The 20,313-nt window shown below is 72.5% G+C and carries 18 protein-coding genes; 7 read left to right on the top strand and 11 right to left on the bottom strand.

Going from position 1 to position 20,313, the window contains the following annotated elements; all coding sequences use genetic code 11:
• Nucleotides 1–128: 128 nt before the first annotated feature.
• Both ACIRR9_RS33575 and ACIRR9_RS33570 read left to right on the top strand, forming a co-directional pair.
• Nucleotides 129–1,766, top strand: a complete 1,638-nt coding sequence (locus tag ACIRR9_RS33575; RefSeq protein WP_403759644.1) for an APC family permease — start codon at nucleotides 129–131, stop codon at nucleotides 1,764–1,766.
• A gap of 75 nt (nucleotides 1,767–1,841) precedes the next feature.
• A complete protein-coding gene (locus tag ACIRR9_RS33570; RefSeq protein ID WP_403759641.1) occupies nucleotides 1,842–3,065 on the top strand; it encodes a 4-hydroxybenzoate 3-monooxygenase in 1,224 nt (407 codons plus the stop codon).
• A 3-nt stretch (nucleotides 3,066–3,068) separates the two neighbouring features.
• Here the strand turns inward: ACIRR9_RS33570 and ACIRR9_RS33565 are convergent, their stop codons facing one another.
• The gene (locus tag ACIRR9_RS33565) at nucleotides 3,069–4,451 is read right to left on the bottom strand and encodes a DHA2 family efflux MFS transporter permease subunit (protein WP_403759639.1); all 1,383 of its coding nucleotides are present in this window, start codon (nucleotides 4,449–4,451) and stop codon (nucleotides 3,069–3,071) included.
• Nucleotides 4,452–4,539: 88 nt separating this feature from the next.
• On the opposite strand from ACIRR9_RS33565, the gene ACIRR9_RS33560 reads away from it, so the two are divergent.
• Nucleotides 4,540–4,950 (top strand): MarR family transcriptional regulator, encoded by a 411-nt coding sequence (locus tag ACIRR9_RS33560; RefSeq protein WP_403759636.1) that lies wholly within the window; start codon nucleotides 4,540–4,542, stop codon nucleotides 4,948–4,950.
• Here the strand turns inward: ACIRR9_RS33560 and ACIRR9_RS33555 are convergent.
• On the bottom strand, nucleotides 4,931–5,308 hold the full coding sequence (locus tag ACIRR9_RS33555; protein ID WP_384566248.1) for an ArsR/SmtB family transcription factor: 378 nt from the start codon (nucleotides 5,306–5,308) through the stop codon (nucleotides 4,931–4,933). The two genes, ACIRR9_RS33560 and ACIRR9_RS33555, sit on opposite strands and share 20 nt — an antisense overlap.
• 63 nt (nucleotides 5,309–5,371) lie before the next feature.
• Between ACIRR9_RS33555 and ACIRR9_RS33550 the strand changes: the two genes are divergently transcribed.
• On the top strand, nucleotides 5,372–6,556 hold the full coding sequence (locus tag ACIRR9_RS33550; protein ID WP_403759633.1) for a cation diffusion facilitator family transporter: 1,185 nt from the start codon (nucleotides 5,372–5,374) through the stop codon (nucleotides 6,554–6,556).
• A gap of 290 nt (nucleotides 6,557–6,846) precedes the next feature.
• Here the strand turns inward: ACIRR9_RS33550 and ACIRR9_RS33545 are convergent, their stop codons facing one another.
• The gene (locus ACIRR9_RS33545) at nucleotides 6,847–7,401 is read right to left on the bottom strand and encodes a YbaK/EbsC family protein (RefSeq protein ID WP_403759629.1); all 555 of its coding nucleotides are present in this window, start codon (nucleotides 7,399–7,401) and stop codon (nucleotides 6,847–6,849) included.
• A 31-nt stretch (nucleotides 7,402–7,432) separates the two neighbouring features.
• Nucleotides 7,433–8,005 (bottom strand): XRE family transcriptional regulator, encoded by a 573-nt coding sequence (locus tag ACIRR9_RS33540; RefSeq protein WP_403759627.1) that lies wholly within the window; start codon nucleotides 8,003–8,005, stop codon nucleotides 7,433–7,435.
• Between the two features lie 115 nt (nucleotides 8,006–8,120).
• On the opposite strand from ACIRR9_RS33540, the gene ACIRR9_RS33535 reads away from it, so the two are divergent.
• Nucleotides 8,121–8,978, top strand: a complete 858-nt coding sequence (locus tag ACIRR9_RS33535) for an EamA family transporter (protein WP_403759623.1) — start codon at nucleotides 8,121–8,123, stop codon at nucleotides 8,976–8,978.
• A 28-nt stretch (nucleotides 8,979–9,006) separates the two neighbouring features.
• On the opposite strand, the gene ACIRR9_RS33530 is transcribed toward ACIRR9_RS33535, so the two are convergent.
• A complete protein-coding gene (locus tag ACIRR9_RS33530) occupies nucleotides 9,007–9,771 on the bottom strand; it encodes an acyltransferase (protein ID WP_123978732.1) in 765 nt (254 codons plus the stop codon).
• Nucleotides 9,772–9,881: 110 nt separating this feature from the next.
• On the opposite strand from ACIRR9_RS33530, the gene ACIRR9_RS33525 reads away from it, so the two are divergent.
• Complete coding sequence (locus ACIRR9_RS33525) at nucleotides 9,882–10,409, top strand: gamma carbonic anhydrase family protein (protein ID WP_403759620.1); 528 nt, start codon at nucleotides 9,882–9,884, stop codon at nucleotides 10,407–10,409.
• Between the two features lie 90 nt (nucleotides 10,410–10,499).
• Here the strand turns inward: ACIRR9_RS33525 and ACIRR9_RS33520 are convergent, their stop codons facing one another.
• A complete protein-coding gene (locus ACIRR9_RS33520; protein WP_403759785.1) occupies nucleotides 10,500–11,144 on the bottom strand; it encodes a DedA family protein in 645 nt (214 codons plus the stop codon).
• Between the two features lie 250 nt (nucleotides 11,145–11,394).
• Here ACIRR9_RS33520 and ACIRR9_RS33515 point away from each other — a divergent pair, with 250 nt between their 5' ends.
• Nucleotides 11,395–12,339 carry a YbhN family protein gene (locus ACIRR9_RS33515; protein WP_403759617.1) on the top strand — a complete coding sequence of 315 codons (945 nt, stop codon included), beginning with the start codon at nucleotides 11,395–11,397 and terminating at the stop codon, nucleotides 12,337–12,339.
• Nucleotides 12,340–12,343: 4 nt separating this feature from the next.
• Here the strand turns inward: ACIRR9_RS33515 and ACIRR9_RS33510 are convergent, their stop codons facing one another.
• Genes ACIRR9_RS33510 through ACIRR9_RS33490 form a run of 5 tightly spaced genes read right to left on the bottom strand, consistent with a single transcriptional unit; the run spans nucleotide 12,344 to nucleotide 20,254 of the window.
• On the bottom strand, nucleotides 12,344–13,399 hold the full coding sequence (locus ACIRR9_RS33510; protein WP_403759614.1) for a class I SAM-dependent methyltransferase: 1,056 nt from the start codon (nucleotides 13,397–13,399) through the stop codon (nucleotides 12,344–12,346).
• The gene (locus ACIRR9_RS33505) at nucleotides 13,396–14,562 is read right to left on the bottom strand and encodes a glycosyltransferase (protein ID WP_403759611.1); all 1,167 of its coding nucleotides are present in this window, start codon (nucleotides 14,560–14,562) and stop codon (nucleotides 13,396–13,398) included. The genes ACIRR9_RS33510 and ACIRR9_RS33505 overlap by 4 nt, the downstream gene beginning before the upstream one ends.
• Nucleotides 14,559–15,374: an alpha/beta fold hydrolase gene (locus ACIRR9_RS33500; protein WP_123978729.1), complete on the bottom strand. Its 816-nt coding sequence runs from the start codon at nucleotides 15,372–15,374 to the stop codon at nucleotides 14,559–14,561. Before ACIRR9_RS33500 ends, ACIRR9_RS33505 begins: the two co-directional genes overlap by 4 nt.
• Before the next feature lie 3 nt (nucleotides 15,375–15,377).
• Nucleotides 15,378–15,695 (bottom strand): acyl carrier protein, encoded by a 318-nt coding sequence (locus ACIRR9_RS33495; RefSeq protein WP_123978728.1) that lies wholly within the window; start codon nucleotides 15,693–15,695, stop codon nucleotides 15,378–15,380.
• Nucleotides 15,692–20,254, bottom strand: coding sequence for a beta-ketoacyl synthase N-terminal-like domain-containing protein (locus tag ACIRR9_RS33490; RefSeq protein ID WP_403759782.1), 4,563 nt, complete (start codon nucleotides 20,252–20,254; stop codon nucleotides 15,692–15,694). The genes ACIRR9_RS33495 and ACIRR9_RS33490 overlap by 4 nt, the downstream gene beginning before the upstream one ends.
• Nucleotides 20,255–20,313 lie beyond the last annotated feature (59 nt).

The following is a 20,313-nucleotide window of genomic DNA, read 5'->3' as shown; positions in this document are numbered from 1 at the left end:
TTTGGCCAAGACAGGCAAGATCGAGGGTCAAATCTTTGGCAAGGGTCTTCTGCCCTTCCGGAACCCGCCCTTAAGTTGTGCCCTCTTGCTCGTTAAATCTGCGTTCAGAAAATGAGAGGCCACTTGACATGGTGAGTGTCGAGAATGCCGCACCGGAGGACACCAGGCCTTCCGGCGGCCTGAGGCGGGACGTCGGCCTGATCGGCCTGATGTGGGCCTCTGTGGGCTCGATCATCGGCTCGGGCTGGTTGTACGGCGCCGAGAAGGCGGTCGGCATGGCCGGTCCCGCGGCGATCATCTCGTGGGTGATCGGCGCCGTCGCGATCGTACTGCTGGCCCTTGTCCACGCCGAGCTCGGCGGGATGTTCCCGGTGGCGGGCGGTACGGCCCGTTACCCGCACTACGCGTTCGGCGGCCTGGCCGGCATGTCGTTCGGCTGGTTCTCCTGGCTGCAGGCGGCGACCGTGGCCCCGATCGAGGTCGAGGCCATGATCGGTTACGCCGGTCACTGGAAGTGGGCCCAGCACCTCCAGCACGCGGACGGCACCCTGACCGCGAGCGGCCTGCTGGTGGCCGTCGTGCTCATGGCCCTGTTCGTCGGGGTCAACTTCTTCGGCGTACGGGTACTGGCGCACACCAACAGCGCCGCGACCTGGTGGAAGATCGCCGTGCCACTGGCCGCGATCTTCATCATCGCCATCGGCAACTTCCACCCGGCGAACTTCCACTCCGAGGGCTTCGCCCCCTTCGGCGCCAAGGGTGTGCTGACCGCGATCAGCACCAGCGGCATCATCTTCGCGCTGCTCGGCTTCGAGCAGGCCATCCAGCTGGCCGGTGAGAGCCGCAACCCGAAGAAGGACCTGCCGCGCGCCACGCTCGGCTCGGTCGCGATCGGCGCCGTGATCTACGTCGCGCTCCAGGTCGTGTTCATCGCCGCGCTGCCGCACAGCACCTTCGCGCACGGCTGGGCCAACCTGAAGTACGCGGGCATCAGCGGACCGTGGGCGGGCCTCGCCACCCTGGTGGGTCTCGGCTGGCTGGCCGTGGTGCTGTACATCGACGCGGTGATCTCCCCCGGCGGCACCGGCCTCATCTACACCACCGCCACCTCCCGCGTCTCCTACGGTCTGGCGAAGAACGGCTACGCGCCGAAGCTCTTCACCCGGACCGACGCCCGCGGTGTGCCGTGGTTCGGTCTCATCATGTCCTTCGTGACCGGCGTGATCTGCTTCCTGCCGTTCCCGAGCTGGCAGCAGCTGGTCGGCTTCATCACCTCCGCGAGCGTGCTGATGTACGCCGGTGCGCCGCTGGCGTACGGCGTCTTCGCCGACAAGCTGCCGCACCTCGAGCGGCCGTACCGGCTGCCCTTCGGCAAGGTGCTCTCCCCGCTGTCGTTCGTGGTCGCCAACCTGATCATCTACTGGTCCGGCTGGGACATCCTGTGGCGGCTCGGCATCGCGATCGTGCTCGGCTACCTGCTGCTGGGCGGCTACGCCTTCTACGCCCACAGCAAGAACCTGCCGGACGCGCCCCGGCTGGACTTCAAGGCCGCGCAGTGGCTGCCCGTCTATCTGCTGGGCATGGGCCTGATCTCCTGGCAGGGCGGCTTCGGCGGCCAGGGCCACATCGCCCTGTGGTGGGACATCGTGGTCATCGCCGTCTTCTCGGTCGGCATCTACTACTGGGCCAAGGCGACCGCGTCCACGGCCCAGGACATCGAGCGCAGCATCGACGAGGTCGTGGTCACGGACGCCCCGGCGCACTGAACCCGCTCGTCGGACGGTGTCCCGTCAGCCCCCTCGGCTCTGCCGCGGCTGACGGGACACCGTCATAATGCGGGGGTGACTCACCCCTCCCCCCACTCCAACTCCGGGCCCGAGGAACGCCGTACGGTCGTCGTCGTGGGCGCCGGGCCCGCCGGCCTGACCGTCGGGAACGTCCTTCAGGCCGCCGGCATCGACTGTGTGGTCCTGGAGACCGAGAGCAGACAGTTCATAGAGACGCGGCCGCGGGCCGGGGTCATCGAGGAATGGGCGGTACACGGTCTGCGACAACGCGGGCTGGCCGACAACCTGCTGGGCCGGGCGCAGTTGCACTCCGAGTGCGAGTTCCGCTTCGCCGGCGAGCGCTTCCGCTTCGACTACGGCGACCTGACGGGCCATCACCATTACGTCTATCCGCAGCCGTTGCTGGTGACGGACCTGGTGCGGGAGTACGCCGACATCCGCGGCGGGGACATCAGGTTCGGGGTGCGGGACGTCACGCTGCACGACCTGGAGACCGACCGGCCCGCCGTGTCGTACGCCGACCCGGAGACCGGTCGGCGGCACGTCCTGCGCTGCGAGTTCGTCGCGGGCTGCGACGGCGCACGCGGGGTGAGCCGGGACGCGATTCCGGCCGGGCGGGTGCGGATCGGGCGGCAGGACTACGGCATAGCGTGGCTGGCGCTGCTCGCCGAGGCGCCGCCGTCCTCGGACTGTGTACTGTTCGGCGTCCATCCGAACGGGTTCGCCGGGCACATGGCCCGCAGTCCCGAGGTCACCCGCTACTACCTCCAGTGCCCGCCCGGCGACGATCCGGAGAACTGGACCCACGACCGGGTCTGGACGGAGCTGCACGAACGCCTCGGCGCGGCCGACGCGCCACCGCTCAACGAGGGGCGGCTGATCGAGAAGCGCGTGCTGGACATGCACAACTACGTCGTCGAACCGATGGTGTTCGGCCGTCTCTTCCTGGCCGGCGACGCCGGTCATCTGACCGCGCCGATCGCCGCCAAGGGCATGAACCTCGCCCTGCACGACGCCTTCCTGCTGGGCGACGCGCTCACCGCGCACATCATCGAGGGCGACGACTCCGGACTGGACGGCTACTCGCACGCCTGTCTGCGCAGGGTCTGGGACTACCAGGAGTTCTCGCAGTTCCTGTCCGGCATCTACCACGGCACCTCTTCCGGTGATCCGTTCCTCGCGGGCACCACGCTGGCCCGGATGCGCAGGCTGTTCACGTCACGCGCGGCGGCGACGGCCTTCGCCGAGCAGTATCTCGGTTCGGCCGCCGCGTTCTGAGCGCTACGCCGGGACGGCCGCCGGGTTTCCCGCGCGGGTCGCGAACAGCGCGGTACCGGCGAGGGCGAGCAGGACGACCGCGAGGGCCATGGCCAGGTGGATGCCGGCCAGCGGGGTGGCCCCCGCGGCCATCAGAGCGGTGGCCGCGGCCGAACCGAGGACCGACCCCAGTTGCCGGACCGTGTTGTTGACCCCGGAGGCCGCCCCGGCCAGCTGTGCCGGCACCTGCCGCATCGCCTCGGTGGAGAGCGGGGCGATCATGCAGCCGGTGCCGAGGCCCATGAACATCAGCGGCAGCGTGAAGACGAGCGCGGAGGCCGAGGCCTGGGCGAGCAGGATCACGACGAGCAGTCCCGCGCAGAAGGACACCAGCCCGGCCAGCAGCACCCGGCGGCCTCCGACCCCGTCGCTGAGCCGTCCGGCGAGCGGGGAGACGAAGAGGGACACCAACGGGGAGGGCGCCAGGGCCAGTCCGGCGTGCACGGCGCTGAAGCCGAGCTGCTGCTGGAAGTAGAGGCCGAGCGGCAGCACAGCGGCGATCAGCGCGGCCCCGATCGCACCGACCAGCCCGGTCATCACGGTGAAGCCGCGGTCGGCGAACAGCCGGAACGGCACCAGCGGTTCGGACTCCTGACGCCGCGCCTGCCCGCGCAGGAACAGGGCGGCGAAGGCGAGCCCGGCGGCGCCGAGCGCGAGGATTCCGGCGTTCCAGGAGTACCGGTCGCCTTCCATCAGGGCGAAGGTCACGCAGGTCAGGGAGGTGGTGGAGAGCAGGGCGCCGGGCAGGTCGAGCCGGTGGGCGCGGCCGGTGCGCAGGTCGGGCACGAAGAGGAAGGTCAGGGCGAGGACCAGCAGTCCGATCGGGACGTTGACGAAGAACACCCAGCGCCAGCCGACCGTACTGACCAGCAGTCCGCCGAGCGTCGGCCCGGACAGCGTCGCCACCCCGGCGACCGAGCCCCATACACCGAGCGCGGTGCCGCGCCGCCCGGCCGGGAAGACCGCCATGATCAGGGCCATGGTCTGCGGGGTGAGCAGCGCCGCCCCCAGCCCCTGGACCAGCCGTGCCGCGACGAGGACCTCGATCCCGCCGGCGAGTCCGCAGACCGCGCTGGCCGCGGTGAACACCGCGACGCCGGCCGCGAACAGCGCCCGCTGCCCCCTCATGTCGCCGAGGCGCGCGGCCGTCACGAGCAGGCCGGCCAGGACGAGGGTGTAGCCACTGACGGTCCACATCACCTGGTCGAGTCCGGTGTGCAGGTCGCTCATCACGTTCGGGATCGCGATGTTGACGATCGTCATGTCGAGCAGGGTCATGAAGAACCCGAGGGACAGCGTGACCAGGACGGCCCAGGGGTTGCCACGGAGCTTCGTCGTCTTCGGCATGCAGAGAAACATATCCATCAGATGGAGATGCATCAAGATGCAATGCATCTACTTGAGATGCATCTGTCGCGGATGTAGCCTGCGGTGCGTGAACGTCACCGACCTCTACCTGCTGGGCCACCGCCTCCAGAGGCTCGCGGAGTCCGCCGTCCCCACCGACGGCATCGGCGAGCACCCCACCAGTACGGGCACGGTGCTCATCGTGGCCGCCGACCTGCGTGACCACCCCCGGACCACGGTCACGGAGATCGCCAGGCGCACCGGTCTGGCACAGAGCCAGGTCTCCAACTGCGTGGCCCGGCTGCGCGGTGCCGGGGCGGTCACGACCGAACCCGACCCGCGCGACGGCCGTCGTACGCTGCTCAGCCCGCCCGCCGAGCCGTCCGACCGCATGAAGGTGGTGCAGGAAGCCCCGCTGGGCCCGGCGCTCGCTGCGGCGACCACCGATCCGGACGAGGCGCTCGCCCTGCTGGAGCGGCTCAGCTCTCTGCTGCGGTAGCGCCGTCGGCCGCGGTCTCGGCGAGCCGGTGGTCGGCCACCTTCAGCGCCTCGCCGACCAGTCGGCGCAGATGGCCGTGGCGCAGCGAGTACACCACCCGGCGCCCCTCCTTGCGCGTGCCCACCAGACCCGCGAGCCGCAGCCGGGCCAGGTGCTGGCTGACTGCGGGCCGCGCCGCGCCGCACGCCTCGGTGAGCGTGGTGACATCGGCCTCCCCCGCCGTCAGGGCGTGCAGCAGGGTGAGCCGCGTGCGGTCGCCGAGCAGGGCGAGGAGCTCGGCCGCGAGCGCGAACTGTTCCTCGCCGGGGCTGCGCGGATGCGCATGATGCGCAGTTGATAGGTGCATGCGTGCGCTCATACGCACATAATGGCGTCGTGGGCGCCGCATGTCCACGTCCCGCGCACCGGAGAGGGGAGCCGCATGAGCGACCGGCACCACCACCATGAACACGCACACGCGGACGACCACCGTCATGAGCACGCACGCGCGGAAGACCGGCGCGGCGAACACGTGCACTCCGACGGCCGGCACGGCGAGCACGGCGAGCACGGCGAGCACGGCGAGCACCCGCACGGTCATGACCATGGCCACTCCCACTCCCACTCCCCGGCCGGTGGGCTCCGCCACCGCCTCACCCACCTCCTCACACCCCACTCCCACGAGACCGCCGACAAGCTCGACTCCGCCCTGGAGTCCTCGGCGCGGGGCATGCGGGCGCTGTGGGTCTCGCTGGCCGTGCTCGGCGTGACGGCGCTCGTCCAGGCGGTCGTCGTGGTCCTGTCCGGCTCCGTCGCGCTGCTCGGCGACACGGTGCACAACGCCGCCGACGCGCTGACCGCCGTACCGCTGGGAATCGCCTTCGTCCTGGGACGCCGCGCCGCGAACCGCCGCTTCACCTACGGCTACGGGCGGGCCGAGGATCTCGCGGGGATCGCGATCGTACTGACGATCACGGCGTCGGCCGCGTTCGCCGCGTGGACCGCGGTGGACCGGCTGCTGGATCCGCGGCCCGTCACCCATGTCCCGGCGGTCGCGGTGGCCGCGCTGGTCGGCTTCGCCGGGAACGAGTGGGTGGCCCGGTACCGGATCCGGGTGGGCCGGGACATCGGCTCGGCCGCGCTGGTGGCCGACGGGCTGCACGCCCGCACCGACGGATTCACCTCACTGGCCGTGCTGCTGGGGGCCGGCGGTTCGGCGCTCGGCTGGCAACTCGCCGACCCGATCGTGGGGTTGGCGATCACCGCCGCGATCGCACTGGTGCTGCGGGACGCGGCGCGCGAGGTGTTCCGGCGCGTGATGGACGCCGTGGACCCGGAGCTGGTGGACCGGGCCGAGCGGGCGCTGAGCGCGGTGCCGGGGGTGCGCGAGGTGGGTGAGCTGCGACTGCGGTGGATCGGGCACCGGCTGCGCGCCGAGGTCGCGGTCGTCGTGGACGGCGAGGCGACCGTACGGCAGGCGCACGCGATCGCGGTCGGGGCCGAGCACGCGCTGCTGCACGCCGTACCGCGGCTGACGGCAGCCCTGGTGCACGCGGACCCGGCACCGGCGCCGGGCGAGGCGGACCCCCACCTGGCACTGGCACACCACGCCCACGCCCCCTCCTAGGGGGTGTCCGGCGGATCATGCCGCAGACGCGGGGTCTGGCACGCCCTCCCCCAGAGGGGGTACCCCCAGCGGCGTTGTCGTCACTCGCCGACGTCCCCCAGCCTTCGGCCGGGAGGTGCCCCCACCGCGTCGCCCGCCGCGGCAGCGGCTGATGTCTACGCCTCCTCCGCCTTGCAGTCGGACGCTCCCCACGCTCGAACAACCTCGCGCGGGAGGGACTCCCACGACCCCGCTCACCTCGGCCGATCAGGCACCGCTGCTTTCCTGCGACTTGATCCGCCAGACACCCCCTAGACGCCGAGCCCGTCCAGCACCACCGTGCCCGGCATCTGGGCGAACGCCTTGCCGGGGAGCAGGAGTTTGCCGCGGCGGCGGCCGCTGCCGACCAGGACCCAGGGCAGGTCGGCGACGGCCGAGTCCACCAACAGGGGCCAGTCGCGCGGGAGTCCGATCGGGGTGATGCCGCCGTACTCCATGCCGGTCTCGCCGATCGCGGTGTCCATCGAGGCGAACGACGCCTTGCGGGAGCCGAGTTGGCGTCGTACGACGCCGTTGACGTCGACCTTGGTGGTGGACAGGACCAGGCAGGCCGCCAGCGTCGTCTCGCCGCCGCGCTTGCCCGCCACGACCACGCAGTTGGCCGACTGCTCCAGCAGTTCGCGCCCGTAGTGCTCGACGAAGACGGCGGTGTCCGCCCACAGCGGGTCGGTCTCGACGTAGAGGATCTGGTCCGCGGGTACGGCACCGCTCCAGTGGCGTACGGCGTCGGCGACCGGGGCGGTCAGCTCGTCGAGGCAGTCGGGGGCGGGGGTGGCGGCGTCGAAGTCTCCGATGGGTGCACGCATGTCCGCACGCTAACAGCCCGCCGGCGGGCTCTCAGGACACCGGCGGGACGGAGACCGTCATCACCATGTCCATCGGCACGTCCCCCGTATTGCCGTACACATGGGGCGTGTTGGCCTCGAAGGAGGCACTCGCGCCCGTCGGCACGCGGTACTCGACCCCGTCGACCGTGAGGGTCAGTTCACCGGCGGTGACATGGACGATCTCCACGGTGCCGGCGGGGTGCGGCTCCGACGGGCTGCTCTCGCCCGGCATCAGATGCCAGTCCCACATCTCCAGCGGGCCGGGCGCCTCGGTGCCGGCGAGCAGGCGGTTGTAGCTGCCGCCCTCGCTGTGCCACAGCCGTACGGCCTTGTCGGCGGGGACGAGCCTGACCTTCGGGCCCTGTTCGTAGTCGAGCAGCGTGGTGATGCTCACACCGAGGGCGTCACCGATCTTGACGACCGTGCCGATGCTCGGGTTGGTGCGGGCCTGCTCGATCTGGATGAGCATGCCGCGACTGACCGCGGCACGGGCCGCGAGCACGTCGAGGGTGAAGCCGCGCACCGAGCGCCAGTGCTTGACGTTGCGGGCCAGGGACTGGGTCAGCAGGTCGAGGTCCGACACGTTCCGTCCATCGTCGAGGTCATCGCGGTCCAGTATCCTGAATGACAGAGTTCAACTGAATGAACTACGGTGGGGTGTACCTGATCGTTCACCGAACTGTACTGCGAGGCGGGCCGTGACAGCATTCTTCGCCCTGACCACCAGTCTCCTGTGGGGACTGGCCGACTTCGGCGGCGGGCTGCTGACACGACGCGCCCCGGCGCTCACGGTGGTCGTCGTCTCACAGGGCATCGCCGCGGCGGTGCTCGGTGTGATCGTGGTCGCCACGGGCGGCTGGAGCGAGGCCGGGCCCCGGCTCTGGTTCGCGTTCGCGGCGGGCCTGGTCGGGCCGGTCGCGCTCTTCTCCTTCTACAAGGCGCTCGCCCTGGGCCCGATGGGCGTCGTCTCCCCGCTGGCCACGCTGAGCGTCGCCGTCCCGGTCGGCGTCGGGCTGTTCCTCGGCGAGCGTCCGGGGCTGGTCCAGGTCGCGGGCATCGCGGTCGCCGTCACCGGCGTCGTCCTGGCGGGCGGCCCGCAACTGCGCGGCGCGCCCGTCCAGCGCCGGGCGATCCTGCTCACCCTGGTCGCGGCGGGCGGCTTCGGCACGGTGTTCGCACTGATCACGGAGGCGTCCACCAATGTCACCGGCCTGTTCCTGGCCCTGTTCGTGCAACGGCTGACGAACGTCGCCGGGGGCGGCGCGGCCCTGTGGCTGTCCGTACGGAGGGGCTCGCCCGCGCTGCCGGAGGGCGGCTTCGCCTGGTCCACGCTCCCGGCGCTGGGCTTCGTCGGTCTCGCGGACGTCGCGGCCAACGGCACCTACTCGGTCGCCGCCCAGCACGGCCCGGTCACCGTCGCCGCGGTGCTCGCCTCGCTCTACCCGGTGGTCACCGCGCTCGCGGCCCGCGGCTTCCTCAGCGAACGCCTGCGGGCCGTCCAGGCGGCGGGGGCGGGGCTGGCGCTGGTGGGGACGCTGCTGCTGGCCACCGGCTGAACCGACGCCGGTCGGCTCGGCGGGCGGCTCAGCCCTCCGTCTCCAGTTCGGCGAGCCTCGCCACGTCCTCGTCGTCCAGCTCCGCGAGCGCCCGCAGCTGCTCCGGTGTCATGCCCTCCGGGATCGGCACCGGGGCGGGCGTGCGCAGCGGCGGCTGCCAGCCGGTCTCGGGGGTCCAGCGTCGTACGACCCGGGCCGGGGCGCCCGCCACCACGGCATGGTCGGGCACCGTGCCCCGCACCACCGCGCCGGCCGCCACCACCACGTTCCGGCCGATCCGCGCGCCCGGCAGGATCACCGCGCCCGTGCCGATCCAGCAGCCCGGACCGATCTCCACGGGCTCCATCCGGGGCCACTGCTTGCCGATGGGCTCGTGCGGGTCGTCGTAGGAGTGGTTGGTGGAGGTGACGTAGACGTACGGACCGAAGTAGCAGTCGCTGCCGATGGTGACCGTCGTGTCGGCGATCACATGGCTGCCGCGGCCGAGGACCACGCCGTCGCCGATGCGCAGGATCGGGTCCGGGCCGAGGTCGAGGTCGGGCATCAGGCCCGCGGTGAGGGTGACCTGTTCGGCGACGATGCAGTACGAGCCGAGGTGGATCCACGGCTCGCCGAAGACCGTGCCGAGCGGGAAGGCGAGGCGGGTGGCTTCGCCGAGCGCGCCGAAACGGAAGCGGCCGGGGTGCTCGGCGCTGACGGAACCGGTGCGCTGCGCCCAGGCCCAGGCCGCGTGGACAGCGCGTTGGCCGAGGTGGCGGCGCCAGGATGAGAACGTGTTCTTGGGCTTGGGCACGGGCTCACGGTACTCAGCGGGGGCCGTCGGCAAGAGGGCGGGCTGCTGTGATCTTCGCCCCAGGGCGTGGGCTAGGTTGCCCTGGACATCGATGACGACGGGAGACGGCGATGACTCAGAAGGCGCTGATCGTGGGGATCGGGGGGCGGGAGCCGAGCATCGAGGGCGATGTGTTCGTGGCCCCTACGGCCTCGGTGATCGGGGACGTGACGCTGAAGGCCGGGGCGAGCGTCTGGTACGGCGCGGTGGTGCGGGGGGACACCGAGAAGATCACCGTGGGGGCTCAGGCGAATGTCCAGGACAACGTGACGCTGCATGCGGATCCGGGGTTTCCCGTGAGTATCGGCGAGCGGGTGTCCATCGGGCACAACGCGGTCGTGCACGGGGCGACCGTCGGGGACGACTGCCTCATCGGGATGGGGGCGACGGTGCTGAACGGGGCGGTGATCGGAGCGGGGTCGTTGGTGGCCGCGCAGGCGTTGGTGCCGCAGGGGATGGAGGTGCCGCCGGGGTCGTTGGTGGCGGGGGTGCCGGCCAAGGTGCGGCGGGTGTTGTCGGAGGAGGAAAGGCAGGGGGTCACCCTCAACGGAACCTTGTATGCCGAGTTGGCCAAGGCGCATCGCGGGGTGCATGAGTAGGTCGTCGGGCGGGTGCGGGTGCGTGGGGGCTTGTCGCGCCCACGCGGCGGAGCCTCAAATCGACTACGCCCCGCGCCCCTTCGGGGCGCTTCAGTCGCCGGCGTTTACCGGTTCGGCTTCCTTCTCCGTGATCTGGACCTTCTTCGCCCTGCGCTGGACGATCAGCATCGATGCCAGGCCGACCAGTACGGCCGCCGCCAGGCCCACGTACGAGAACCTCTTCAGCCAGTCCTCGGCGACGATCCCGACGTAGTAGACGACCGCCGTCGTGCCGCCCGCCCAGCAGATGCCGCCGAGCAGGTTGGCGATCAGGAACTTCCAGTACGGCATGTGCAGGACGCCGGCCAGCGGGCCCGCGAAGATGCGGAGGAGGGCGATGAAGCGACCGAAGAAGACCGCCCACATGCCCCACTTCTCGAAGGAGCGCTCGGCGGTGGCCACATGGCCCTCGCTGAAGTGTCTCGGGAACTTCCTGCCCAGCCAGGCCAGCAGCGGACGGCCGCCCTTGCGGCCGATGGCGTAGCCGATCGAGTCGCCGATGACCGCGCCGGCCGTCGCGCAGGCGCCGAGGACGATCGGGTTGATGCCCGAGTGCTGGGAGGAGAGCAGCGCCGCGGAGACCAGGACGATCTCGCCCGGCAGCGGGATGCCCAGGCTCTCCAGTCCGATGACCAGCGCCACCACTGCATAGACGGCGACCGCAGGCACCGAGTCGAGCCATTCCTGGACGTGCACCGCCGGTTCCTCCCCTGTCGCGTGCTCCTTCCCCAGGAAGGCTACCGGGTCGGCGGGGTACGGCAGCGCCCGCGGCACCCGCCCGCCCTCCCGCCTTCGGTTTTCGGACATCCGGGTGTCATACGGGACGGGAAGGCTCCCCGGCGGTCTCGCTCGCCCGTGGCTCCCCACCTCGGGCCCGCTGTGGAAGGACAACGTCCCCGTGTCCTCACTGTCCTCACTGTCATCGGCCCGCCCCGACGCACCAGCCGTGCCTGCCCTGCCGGCCCCCTCCACGGCGGGCCGGCCGCTCCGGCTCGCCCTGTGCCTGTCCCCGCTGCTCATCGCGGCGGTCTGGGGGCTGACCAACCGGTCGCTGTTGTACGAGGGGGTCACCCGGCTCGCCCACGCCGAACCGGCATGGCTGCTGGCCGGAGGCGGTCTCACCTGCCTCACCTGGGTGGTGGCCGCCTGTGTGCGGCAGGGCGCCGTGCCCGACCGGCTGCCGCCGGGGCTGCTGCTGGCCTCGCAGTTCGCCGCCGGGGCCGCCAACCACGTGCTGCCCGCCGGGCTGGGCGCGCACGCCGTCACCGTCCGCTTCCTGCGTACCCGGGGTGTCCCCCTGGACCGGGCCACCGCCTCGATCGCGCTGTACTCGGTGGCCAAGTCGGGGGCGAAGACGGTCGTGCTCGTGGTGTTCCTGCTGTCGTCGTCCGCCTGGCGGCGGCTGGCCGAGCTGGTCCCGGACGGCACGGTGCTGATCCCGGTCGCCGCCGTGCTCACCCTGGCGGGCGTGGCGATGGCCGTCGTACGACCGCTGCGGCGGCCGCTCACCGGACTGGTGCGCTGTGCGCTGACCGACGCCCGGACGGTGCATGCGCGGCCCTCCCGGGTGCTCGCCCTGTGGGGCGGGGCGACCGCGATGCCGCTGGTGCAGGCGAGTGTGCTGGCCTGTACCGGGGAGGCGCTGGGGCTCGGGCTGTCGTGGACGGATGTGATCCTGGCGTATCTGGCGGCGGGCACCGCAGGGGGTGCCGTGCCGGTGCCCGGCAGCGTCGCGGTGGACGCGGCGCTGGTGTTCACGCTGGCCGCGTTCGGCTCCCCGATGGCGGTGGCCACCGCCACCGTGATCGGCTACCGCGTCCTGACCGACTGGGTGCCGCTGCTGCCGGGCGCCCTGGTGCTGTCGGCGATGATCCGCGCGAAGGTGCTGTGAGGCATCAGTCGCGGCGGGCGACGATCCGGTAGGCGTTGGAGACGCGGAGACGGTGTGAGAGCGGTCGTACGGCGAAGCGGTCCAGGAGGGTGCTCGCGATCAGGGCCGGGATGCCCGCGATGAGCAGGGTGGCGCGGAGCGTCTTCCGGAGGGCGCCGGGCGGTTTCGGCAGCCAGGGGGCGTCCTCGCGCGGGGCGGTGTGGTCCAGGGCGAGCCAGCAGGCGGCCAGCAGGTCGACGGGGTCGTGGGCCTCGGCGTGCTGTTCGTCGACGACGGTGAAGCCCAGGTCGGTGAGGCGTTCGCGGAGGTTGGCGACGGGGATGAAGTGCAGGTGCTGCGGCTGGAGCCAGGGCAGCCACCAGCGGCCCAGCAGGCGGGCGTAGCGGCTCTCGGGATCGGGGACCTCGATGAGGAGGTGACCGCCGGGGCGTACCGTCTCATGGGCGGCGCGCAGTTCGCGGTCGGGGTCGGTGCTGTGCTCCAGGTAGTGGAACATGCTGACGACGTCGTAGCGGGCCGTGAGCTCGGGGGCCAGGTCGGGGAAGGCGCCCCGGTAGGCGTGCTCGACGCGGCCCTCGCGGGCGGCGAGTTCGACGCCGTCGGTGAAGTCGAGGCCGTCGAAGGCGGTGCCGGGCAGCACCTCGCGGGCGGCCTCGCAGAAGTGGCCGTGGCCGGTGCCGACGTCCAGCCAGTTCTTGGGGGTCGGATCGTGCGGGACCATGGACTCGGCTCGGCCCTGGTACATCTTGGTGCGGCCGCCGAAGGTGCCGCTCATCTTCTGCTCGCCGAGGCCGTCGTAGAAGTCGCGGTAGTAGAACTCCAGGCCGCTCTCGTTCAGGCGCGGGTTCTGGAAGGTGTGCCCGCAGTCCTGGCAGCGGTCGAGGACGAAGCTCCCGGGCTTGTGCTGGAGCAGGTCGGTGGTGCGCAGGCGGGTGGTGAGCCGGTCGGAGCGGCACCAGGGGCAGGTGGTCCGCGGAGGTTCGAAGAAGCGGTCGGTGCCCTCGGCCAGGTCCCGCTGGTAGGCGGAGCGCAGCGCCTCGATCTCACTCTGCTTGCTCATCGGGTCTCCTCGGCTGCCAGGGCTTCCAGGTGGGTGGCGGCGACCGGCGCACCGCCCGCCGCGCGGAACGCGGTACGGATCCGGGCCGCCGCGGTGCGGTGCGCGCCCTCGTACAGGACGGTGTCGAGGGCCTCGCCCAGCCTCGGGGCGGTGACCCGCCCGAACCGGACCCGAATGCCCGCGCCCGCGGCGACGACCTGTCCGGCGATCACGGGCTGGTCGTCGCGGATCGGTGCGACGACCAGCGGGACGCCGTGCCACAGCGCCTCGCACACGGTGTTGTGCCCGGCGTGGCAGACGACCGCGTCGACCCTTTCCAGGAGCGGGAGTTGGGGCAGGGAGGGGCGGACCAGGATGTCCTTGTCGTCGGCCGCGGGCGGCAGCGTGCCGCCGGGGTCGGCGATCAACGCCTGTATCCGGTCCGCCCGTTCGCGTACCGCGGCTACGCACTCGGCCAGGAACCGTCCGCCGACGTCCGCGTTGGCGGTGCCGAGGGAGACGAGGACCTTGCGGCGGCCCGGGTCCAGCCACTCCCAGGGGAAACCGTGGTCCACCGGCCGCTCGGACACGGACGGCCCGATGTAGCGCACCCTCGACCGGTCGGACGGGCCCGCGAGTTCGGGGGTGGTGAAGGCCAGCACGAGGTGCGGTGAGAAGCGCGGGTCGGCCGTGCCGTCCGGGTCGCCGATGCGCTCGCGCAGTTCGGCGAGGCGGGCCCGGAGCCAGTCGGCGACCTTGGGGATGCCGTCGTAGGCGCCGCCGAACTCGGCGGAGGTGGTCGCCGAGGTCGCCCAGAGCAGGCCGAGCCGCTCGGCCACCAGGGCACCGGCGAAGGCCTGCTGGTCGGCGACGACCACGTCCGGGCGGAAGTCGTCGACGGCCGCCCGGACTCCGGGTGCCATCGCGTCCGCGAGCGGCACCAGGAACCACTCCCACAGGAACTTCAGCGCCTCCGCGCCCCGCAGGTCGGCGGGGCGCTCGCCCTCGATCGTCCCCGCGCACGGGAACACCTCGGCCTCTGCTCCCGCCAGTCGGCGCACCAGCCCGGCGTCCGCGCTGACCCAGGCCACCCGGTGGCCGCGCGCGGTGAGTTCGGCCGCCACTCCGACGGCCGGGTTGATGTGCCCGACCAGCGGCGGTACGACGAACAGGAAGCCGCTCACCGGACCCCGGCCGTCCGCGCCCCGCTGACCGAGTGGATCAGCTCCAGGATGTGTCCGCCGACCGTGCCGGCCGCCTCGACCAGCACGGAGTGCTCGTGCCCTGGCAGCACCACAGAGCGGTAGTCCGCCAGCAGGGTCTCCTTCAGCGGGACCACCTCCACCAGGTCCGAGTCTCCGCCGTAGACACCGAGGACCGGGCAGCGTACGGCGCTGATCTGCTCCTCGGTGAGGACCCGGCTGGCGGGGATGTCCCGGCCGAGGCTGGTCTCGCGGGCCAGGCGGGCCGCGCCTCTGGCCAGGCGGGCGGTGTTGTGGCTGCGGTTGGCGGTGATCCAGGCGATCGCGTCCGGCTCGTTGTGGGCGAGCTCGGTGACGACCCGGTGCAGGATGCCGCCGAGCTTGTCCGCCCAGGCGGCGGTGGCGGGTTCGGACTCGATCAGGGTGAGGCTGGCGGCGCGTTCGGGGTGGCGGGCCGCGTAACCGAAGGCGATCGTGCCGCCGTAGGAGTTGCCGACGAGATGGACCGGGCCGGTGATCGACAGGTGGTCGAGCAGTGCCTCCAGGTCGTCGATGTTGTGGTCGAGGGTGTAGCCGCCGGGCGGGCGGCCGCTGCGGCCGTGGCCGCGCAGGTCGTACATGACCACGTCGAGGCCGGAGGCGGCGAAGGCGGGGGCCACGGTGAAGTAGTAGCTGGCCAGGCTGTCGGTGAGCAGCCCGTGTACGAGGACCACGGTGGCGACGGGGGTACGGCCCTCTCCCGGGCCCATTCTCTGCACGTGCAGCCGGATGTCTCCGGTGTCGACGATCGCCATGGCTCAGCCCGCCTCCGTGGCCTTCAGGCTCCACACCACGTACTCGACGAGCCGGCCGACGGTCAGCCCGATGATCTCGTCGAACTCCATCCCGGCCAGGAACTCGGCGAAGTTGACCCGCTTGCCGTACCGCTCCTCCAGGAGCCCGGCGAGCGTGACCAGGTCGATGGACTCCAGTTCCAGGTCGCGGTTGAAGGTGGTGCTCATGCCGATCACGGCGTCGTCGTCGCCGTACTCCTCCAGGAGGGTGCGGAGCATCCGCGTGAGGTCGGCGAGCACCGCCTCCTCGTCGGCGCGGACTTCGGGCTCGATGGGGTTCATCGCGGGTCCTCCTCTGGGTCTGCGGTTGCCGGTCCGGTCGTCCAGGCCACGACGTAGTCGCGGTCCGGCAGTGCGGGGGGATTGCGGACCGGCGCGCAGTGCACCGGATAGGCGCGCTCCAGCCGGCCCGAGACCAGCAGCCGGCTGCCGTCCGGGGCCGCCTCCAGGACGGTGAAGTCCCTTGGCCGGCCCCCGAATCCGGTGCCCTCCGCCTTGGCGACGGCCTCCTTGGCGGCCCAGAACCGGGTGAACCACACCGCGCCGGAGCCGCTTGCGGAGAGCGTGCGCAGCAGCCGGAGTTCGTCCGCGCCGAGCGCGGCCTCCATGGCGGCCGGGTCGCGTTCGGTGACCTCTTCGAGGTCGATGCCCGGGCCGGGTCCGGGGGTGTGCGGGCGCACGATGGCCACCGCCGCCTCGGCCCGGTGGGCGAGGGAGACGTCCAGTGCCGGCAGCGTGCGGCCGTGCACGCCGACCAGGTACGGACGCCCCAACTCGTCGTTGCGTACGCGGAGTTCGGCCGGGAAGACCGGGCCCTCGCCGTGCTGCCAGAGCCACTGCCGTACCGCGTCCTTGGCGGCGATCCGGCCGAGCAGCCACTGCCGGCGGCCGCGCGGTGCGCGCTCGGCGTACTCCGAACGTTCCGCTCCGCCCAGCGAGTTGCGCATGATCAGCTCGCGGGAGGCGAGGTCCGGCCAGCGCTCGTGGACCAGCGCCCAGCCGCCGGGCCGCGCCTCGGAGAGGGTGTTGCGCTCGGGGAAGCGCTCCACCGGGCGGGTCTGCGGGTCGTTGTCGAAGCGCCGGTCCTGCCAGCCGCCGATACTCGCCCAGACCCGGTCGTCGACGGTGAGCTCCACATCCGCCTCGAGAACGGTGTCGGTGAGCGAGGTGATCCGCACCAGGCACCCGACCTCGGTGCCGGGCACGAGGTGCGGGCCGTGGAAGCGCATCTCCCGCATCTGCACCGGGAAGACGACGGTCCGCTCGGTGCGGGTGGCCATGATCCAGTAGCCGAGGATCTGCCCCACGTTGTCGAGCAGGGCGCCCGGGGCGGCGGGCGTGGTGATCACTCCACGGACGTGCCGGTCGCCGATCGCGGTGAGCTCGGTGACGCCCTGGAACGCCGGGCCGTGGAACATCCAGCGCTCGCTGTAGAGCTGGGCGGCGGTGTGGTCGGGGGTGCGTTCGGGAGCGGGAGGACGGGCGGGGGCCGACGGTGGTGGCTGGTGGCCGGGGGCGAGTTCGACGACCGCGCGGGCGGTGGGGCCGAAGGTGACCAGAACGCGGCCGGGGCCCTGCGGGCTGACGGTGACCGGGACGTCGACGGCGGGTGTGGCGGTGAGCCAGCGGTCGAAGCGGGCTCCGTGCACGGCGACCGCGCGCAGTCCGGTGGCCTCCTCCGCCGCGTCCATCAGGTGCCGGACGATCGTGGTGGCGGGCACCACCGGCCAACGGTCCTCGACGTCCGGCCAGTTGGGCCGTTGCGGGAAGAAGCAGTGATCGAGGAGGTGGGGCATGGTGTCCGGGGACACCCTGAGGGTGGTGGTGCGGGGGGCCGGGGCGGGCGCGGCCGGGGCGCGGGGTCCGGTGGGCGCGGGAGTGCGGGGTGTCGGTACGGCCGGGGCCGGGGCCGCCGTCGTACGGCGCGCCCCGAGTACGGCGGCAGCCGTGTCGGCGGTGTCGCGCAGCAGCGCACTCAGTTCGGCGGCGGCCGGGATACGTACGGCGAGGTCGTCCAGCGGGGACGGGCCGGTGGGCGCGGGGGGCCGCGCTCTCCCCAGCTCGGCACGGAGCTGGTGGAGGACCTCGCCGTCGAGGGAGACCAGAGCGCCGCCGAGGTCGAGGCGGACGGGTGGGCGGTGTCGTACGGCCGTGGTCGCGCCGTTCGTTCCCGGGACCGTCGGAGCGACGCTCGCCGCCTCCGTTCCCGGCACCGCGGGAGCCACGGCCGCCCCCGCCGTCCACAACGCCGTTGCCACTCTGCGCAGTTGGGCCATGCCCGTTCGGTGCGCGGAGTTGGCGGCGACGGCGAGGTGGTCGCGGTCGCCGAGGGTGTCGCCGATGAGCGAGGCCAGTTGGCCGGGGCCCATCTGGACGAAGGTGCGGTGCCCGGCGGCGTAGAGGGCCTCGACCAGCTGCCGGAAGCGGACGGGTTCCAGCAGGTGCCGGACGAACAGCGCGCGCACCTCCGCCTCGGCCTCGGGGAAGGGTGCCGCGGTGGTGCCGGACCAGACCGGGACGGTGGGCCGGTGCAGCCGGAAGCGTTCGGCGGCCTCCTTGATGGGGGTCAGGTACGGCTCCAGCATCGGCGTGTGGAAGCCGGACCGGAACGGCAGCACCTGGCAGAGCACGCCGTCGGCGCGGAAGGCACGGACGAACTCCGCCACCGCTCGGTCCGGACCGCAGATCATGGACTGCTGGGGGGCGTTGTCGTGGGAGAGGACGATCCCGGCGCCCGCCCAGTCGTCGCGCAGTGCGGCTTCGACGTGACCGGCGGAGGCGCCGATGGCACCGAAGGCGAGGCCCGGCACGGTGACCGTGTCGGGGTCGAACCCGGCCATGAACGCGTCCACCTGCTCACCGGAGTAGAGCCCGGCGGCCACCATCGCCGTCCACTCACCGACGCTGTGCCCGGCGACCGCGTCCGGGGTCACGCCCATCCGGCGCAACGCCGAGTCGAGGAGCCGCCCCACGCCGACGACACCGAACCCATGACGGCCTACGTCACCGACCCGCACGTCCTGTGCGGCGGGACCTCCGGTGACGGTGGGGAGGCCGAAATGCGTGGCGATGTCGTCGACGCGGGGAGTGAACTCGCCCTCCAGGCCCGGGAAGACGAAGACGAGTCTGCCGGTGTGCAGCAGCGGGGCGGGCCGGAACCAGACGTCGTTGCGGCCCTGCCAGGCCCGGCCCCTGCCGACGGCGCGGCGGGCGAGGGCGAGCCGTTTGGCGGTGGGGTCGACGATGCCGAGGCGTACCGGTCCGGCCTGCGGGTGCGGGTGCGCGGGGTCGAGACCGGCGACGAGCACGGCCGAGTCGTCGGCGGCAAGGGTGGCGTCGAGCTGTTCGGGGGTGCGGGCGGCGAGGAGGAGGACTCGCTCGGGTTCGGTCACCTGGGCGCGGGCCCGGCCGGGGGTGCGCCGCGGTGCCTCCTCCAGCACCACGTGCGCGTTGATCCCGCCGAACCCGAAGGCGTTGACCCCGGCCCGGCGCACCGGCTGCTCCCGGGTGGTCTCCCAGGGCTCGGCCCGGTCCAGGGTGCGGAAGCGGGTGGCCGCGAGGGCCGGGTGCGGGTCGTCGCAGTGCAGGGTGGGCAGCAGGGTGGCGTGGTGGAGGGCGAGTGCCGCCTTCACCAGCCCTGCCACTCCGGCGGCCGGCATGGTGTGGCCGATCATCGACTTCACGGAGCCGAGCACCGCTCGCTCGCCGCCGGGGCCGCCGGGCCCGAACACCTCGGCGAGGGTGGTGAGTTCGGCCGCGTCGCCCGCCGGGGTCGCGGTGCCGTGCGCCTCCAGGAGGCCGACCGAGCGGGGGGCGGTGGGGTCCAGGCCCGCGACCCGCCAGGCCTGGCGTACGGCGTGGGCCTGGCCGCCGGGGTCGGGGTTGACGAGTCCGGCGGTACGGCCGTCGCTGGCCACGCCGGTGCCGCGGATCACGGCATAGACGCGGTCGCCGTCGCGCTCGGCATCCGCGAGCCGTTTGAGGACGACCACTCCGGTGCCCTCACCGATGAGGATGCCGTCCGCCTCGCGGTGGAAGGGGCGGATGCGCTCGCTGGGGGAGAGGGCGCGGAGCTGGGAGAAGACGCTCCACAGGGTGATGTCGTGGCAGTGGTGCACTCCCCCGGCGAGCATCACGTCGCAGCGCCCGGCGGCGAGTTCGGTGACCGCCTGGTCGACCGCGACCAGCGAGGAGGCACAGGCCGCGTCCACGGTGTAGGCGGGGCCGCGCAGGTCCAGGCGGTTCGCGATCCGGGAGGCGGCGAGGTTCGGCACCAGGCCGATCGCCGACTCGGGGCTGGCCGGGCCGAGCCGCTCGGTGAACGCCTCGCGCACCCGGGCCAGTTGACCGGGCGTGAGGTCCGGCACCAACTCGCCCAGGGTGCGGACGAGTTGTCCCGCCGTCCGGACCCGTTGGTCGAGCCGGACCAGCCCGGGCGTGAGATAGCCGCCCCGGCCCAGCACCACACCGATCCGGTGCCGGTCGGGCAGCCGGTCCTCGCCACCGGCGTCGGCGATCGCCGCGGCGGCCACGTCGAGGGCGATCAGCTGGTCGGGCTCGGTGCCGTCCACGGAGTTCGGCATGATCCCGTACCGGGTGACCTCCACCTCGGCCAGCCCGTCCACGAAGCCGCCGCGCCGGCAGTACACCTGGTCGGGGACGGCGGGCCCGGTCGCCGAGCCGGGCCGGTAGTAGTCCGCGTCCCAGCGACCGTCCGGCACCTCGCCGATCGAGTCCACGCCGTCGCGCAGGTTCCTCCAGTACGCGTCGAGGCCGGCGGCACCGGGCAGCAGCACCGCCATCCCCACGATCGCGACCGGTGTGCGAGGCGCGCCCTCCATGCCGACCGGTGCCCGAGGGCCGTCGCCCGAGCCGACCGGTGTCCGAGGGCCGTCATCCA

Origin of the sequence: Streptomyces sp. NPDC101234 (genome assembly GCF_044767525.1) — a bacterium.
GTDB classification, from domain to species: Bacteria; Actinomycetota; Actinomycetes; order Streptomycetales; family Streptomycetaceae; genus Streptomyces; species Streptomyces sasae.
The sequence above is the reverse complement of the archived record's forward strand: the minus strand, read 5'-3'. Positions and strand labels throughout refer to the sequence as shown.

Coding starts and splice junctions, on each gene's coding strand:
- ACIRR9_RS33575 (WP_403759644.1), top strand. CDS start 129: ATGGTGAGTGTCGAGAATGCCGCACCGGAGGACACCAGGCCTTCCGGC.
- ACIRR9_RS33565 (WP_403759639.1), bottom strand. CDS start 4,451: ATGCCGAAGACGACGAAGCTCCGTGGCAACCCCTGGGCCGTCCTGGTC.
- ACIRR9_RS33555 (WP_384566248.1), bottom strand. CDS start 5,308: ATGAGCGCACGCATGCACCTATCAACTGCGCATCATGCGCATCCGCGC.
- ACIRR9_RS33550 (WP_403759633.1), top strand. CDS start 5,372: ATGAGCGACCGGCACCACCACCATGAACACGCACACGCGGACGACCAC.
- ACIRR9_RS33545 (WP_403759629.1), bottom strand. CDS start 7,401: ATGCGTGCACCCATCGGAGACTTCGACGCCGCCACCCCCGCCCCCGAC.
- ACIRR9_RS33525 (WP_403759620.1), top strand. CDS start 9,882: ATGACTCAGAAGGCGCTGATCGTGGGGATCGGGGGGCGGGAGCCGAGC.
- ACIRR9_RS33510 (WP_403759614.1), bottom strand. CDS start 13,399: ATGAGCAAGCAGAGTGAGATCGAGGCGCTGCGCTCCGCCTACCAGCGG.
- ACIRR9_RS33500 (WP_123978729.1), bottom strand. CDS start 15,374: ATGGCGATCGTCGACACCGGAGACATCCGGCTGCACGTGCAGAGAATG.
- ACIRR9_RS33495 (WP_123978728.1), bottom strand. CDS start 15,695: ATGAACCCCATCGAGCCCGAAGTCCGCGCCGACGAGGAGGCGGTGCTC.
- ACIRR9_RS33490 (WP_403759782.1), bottom strand. CDS start 20,254: ATGGAGGGCGCGCCTCGCACACCGGTCGCGATCGTGGGGATGGCGGTG.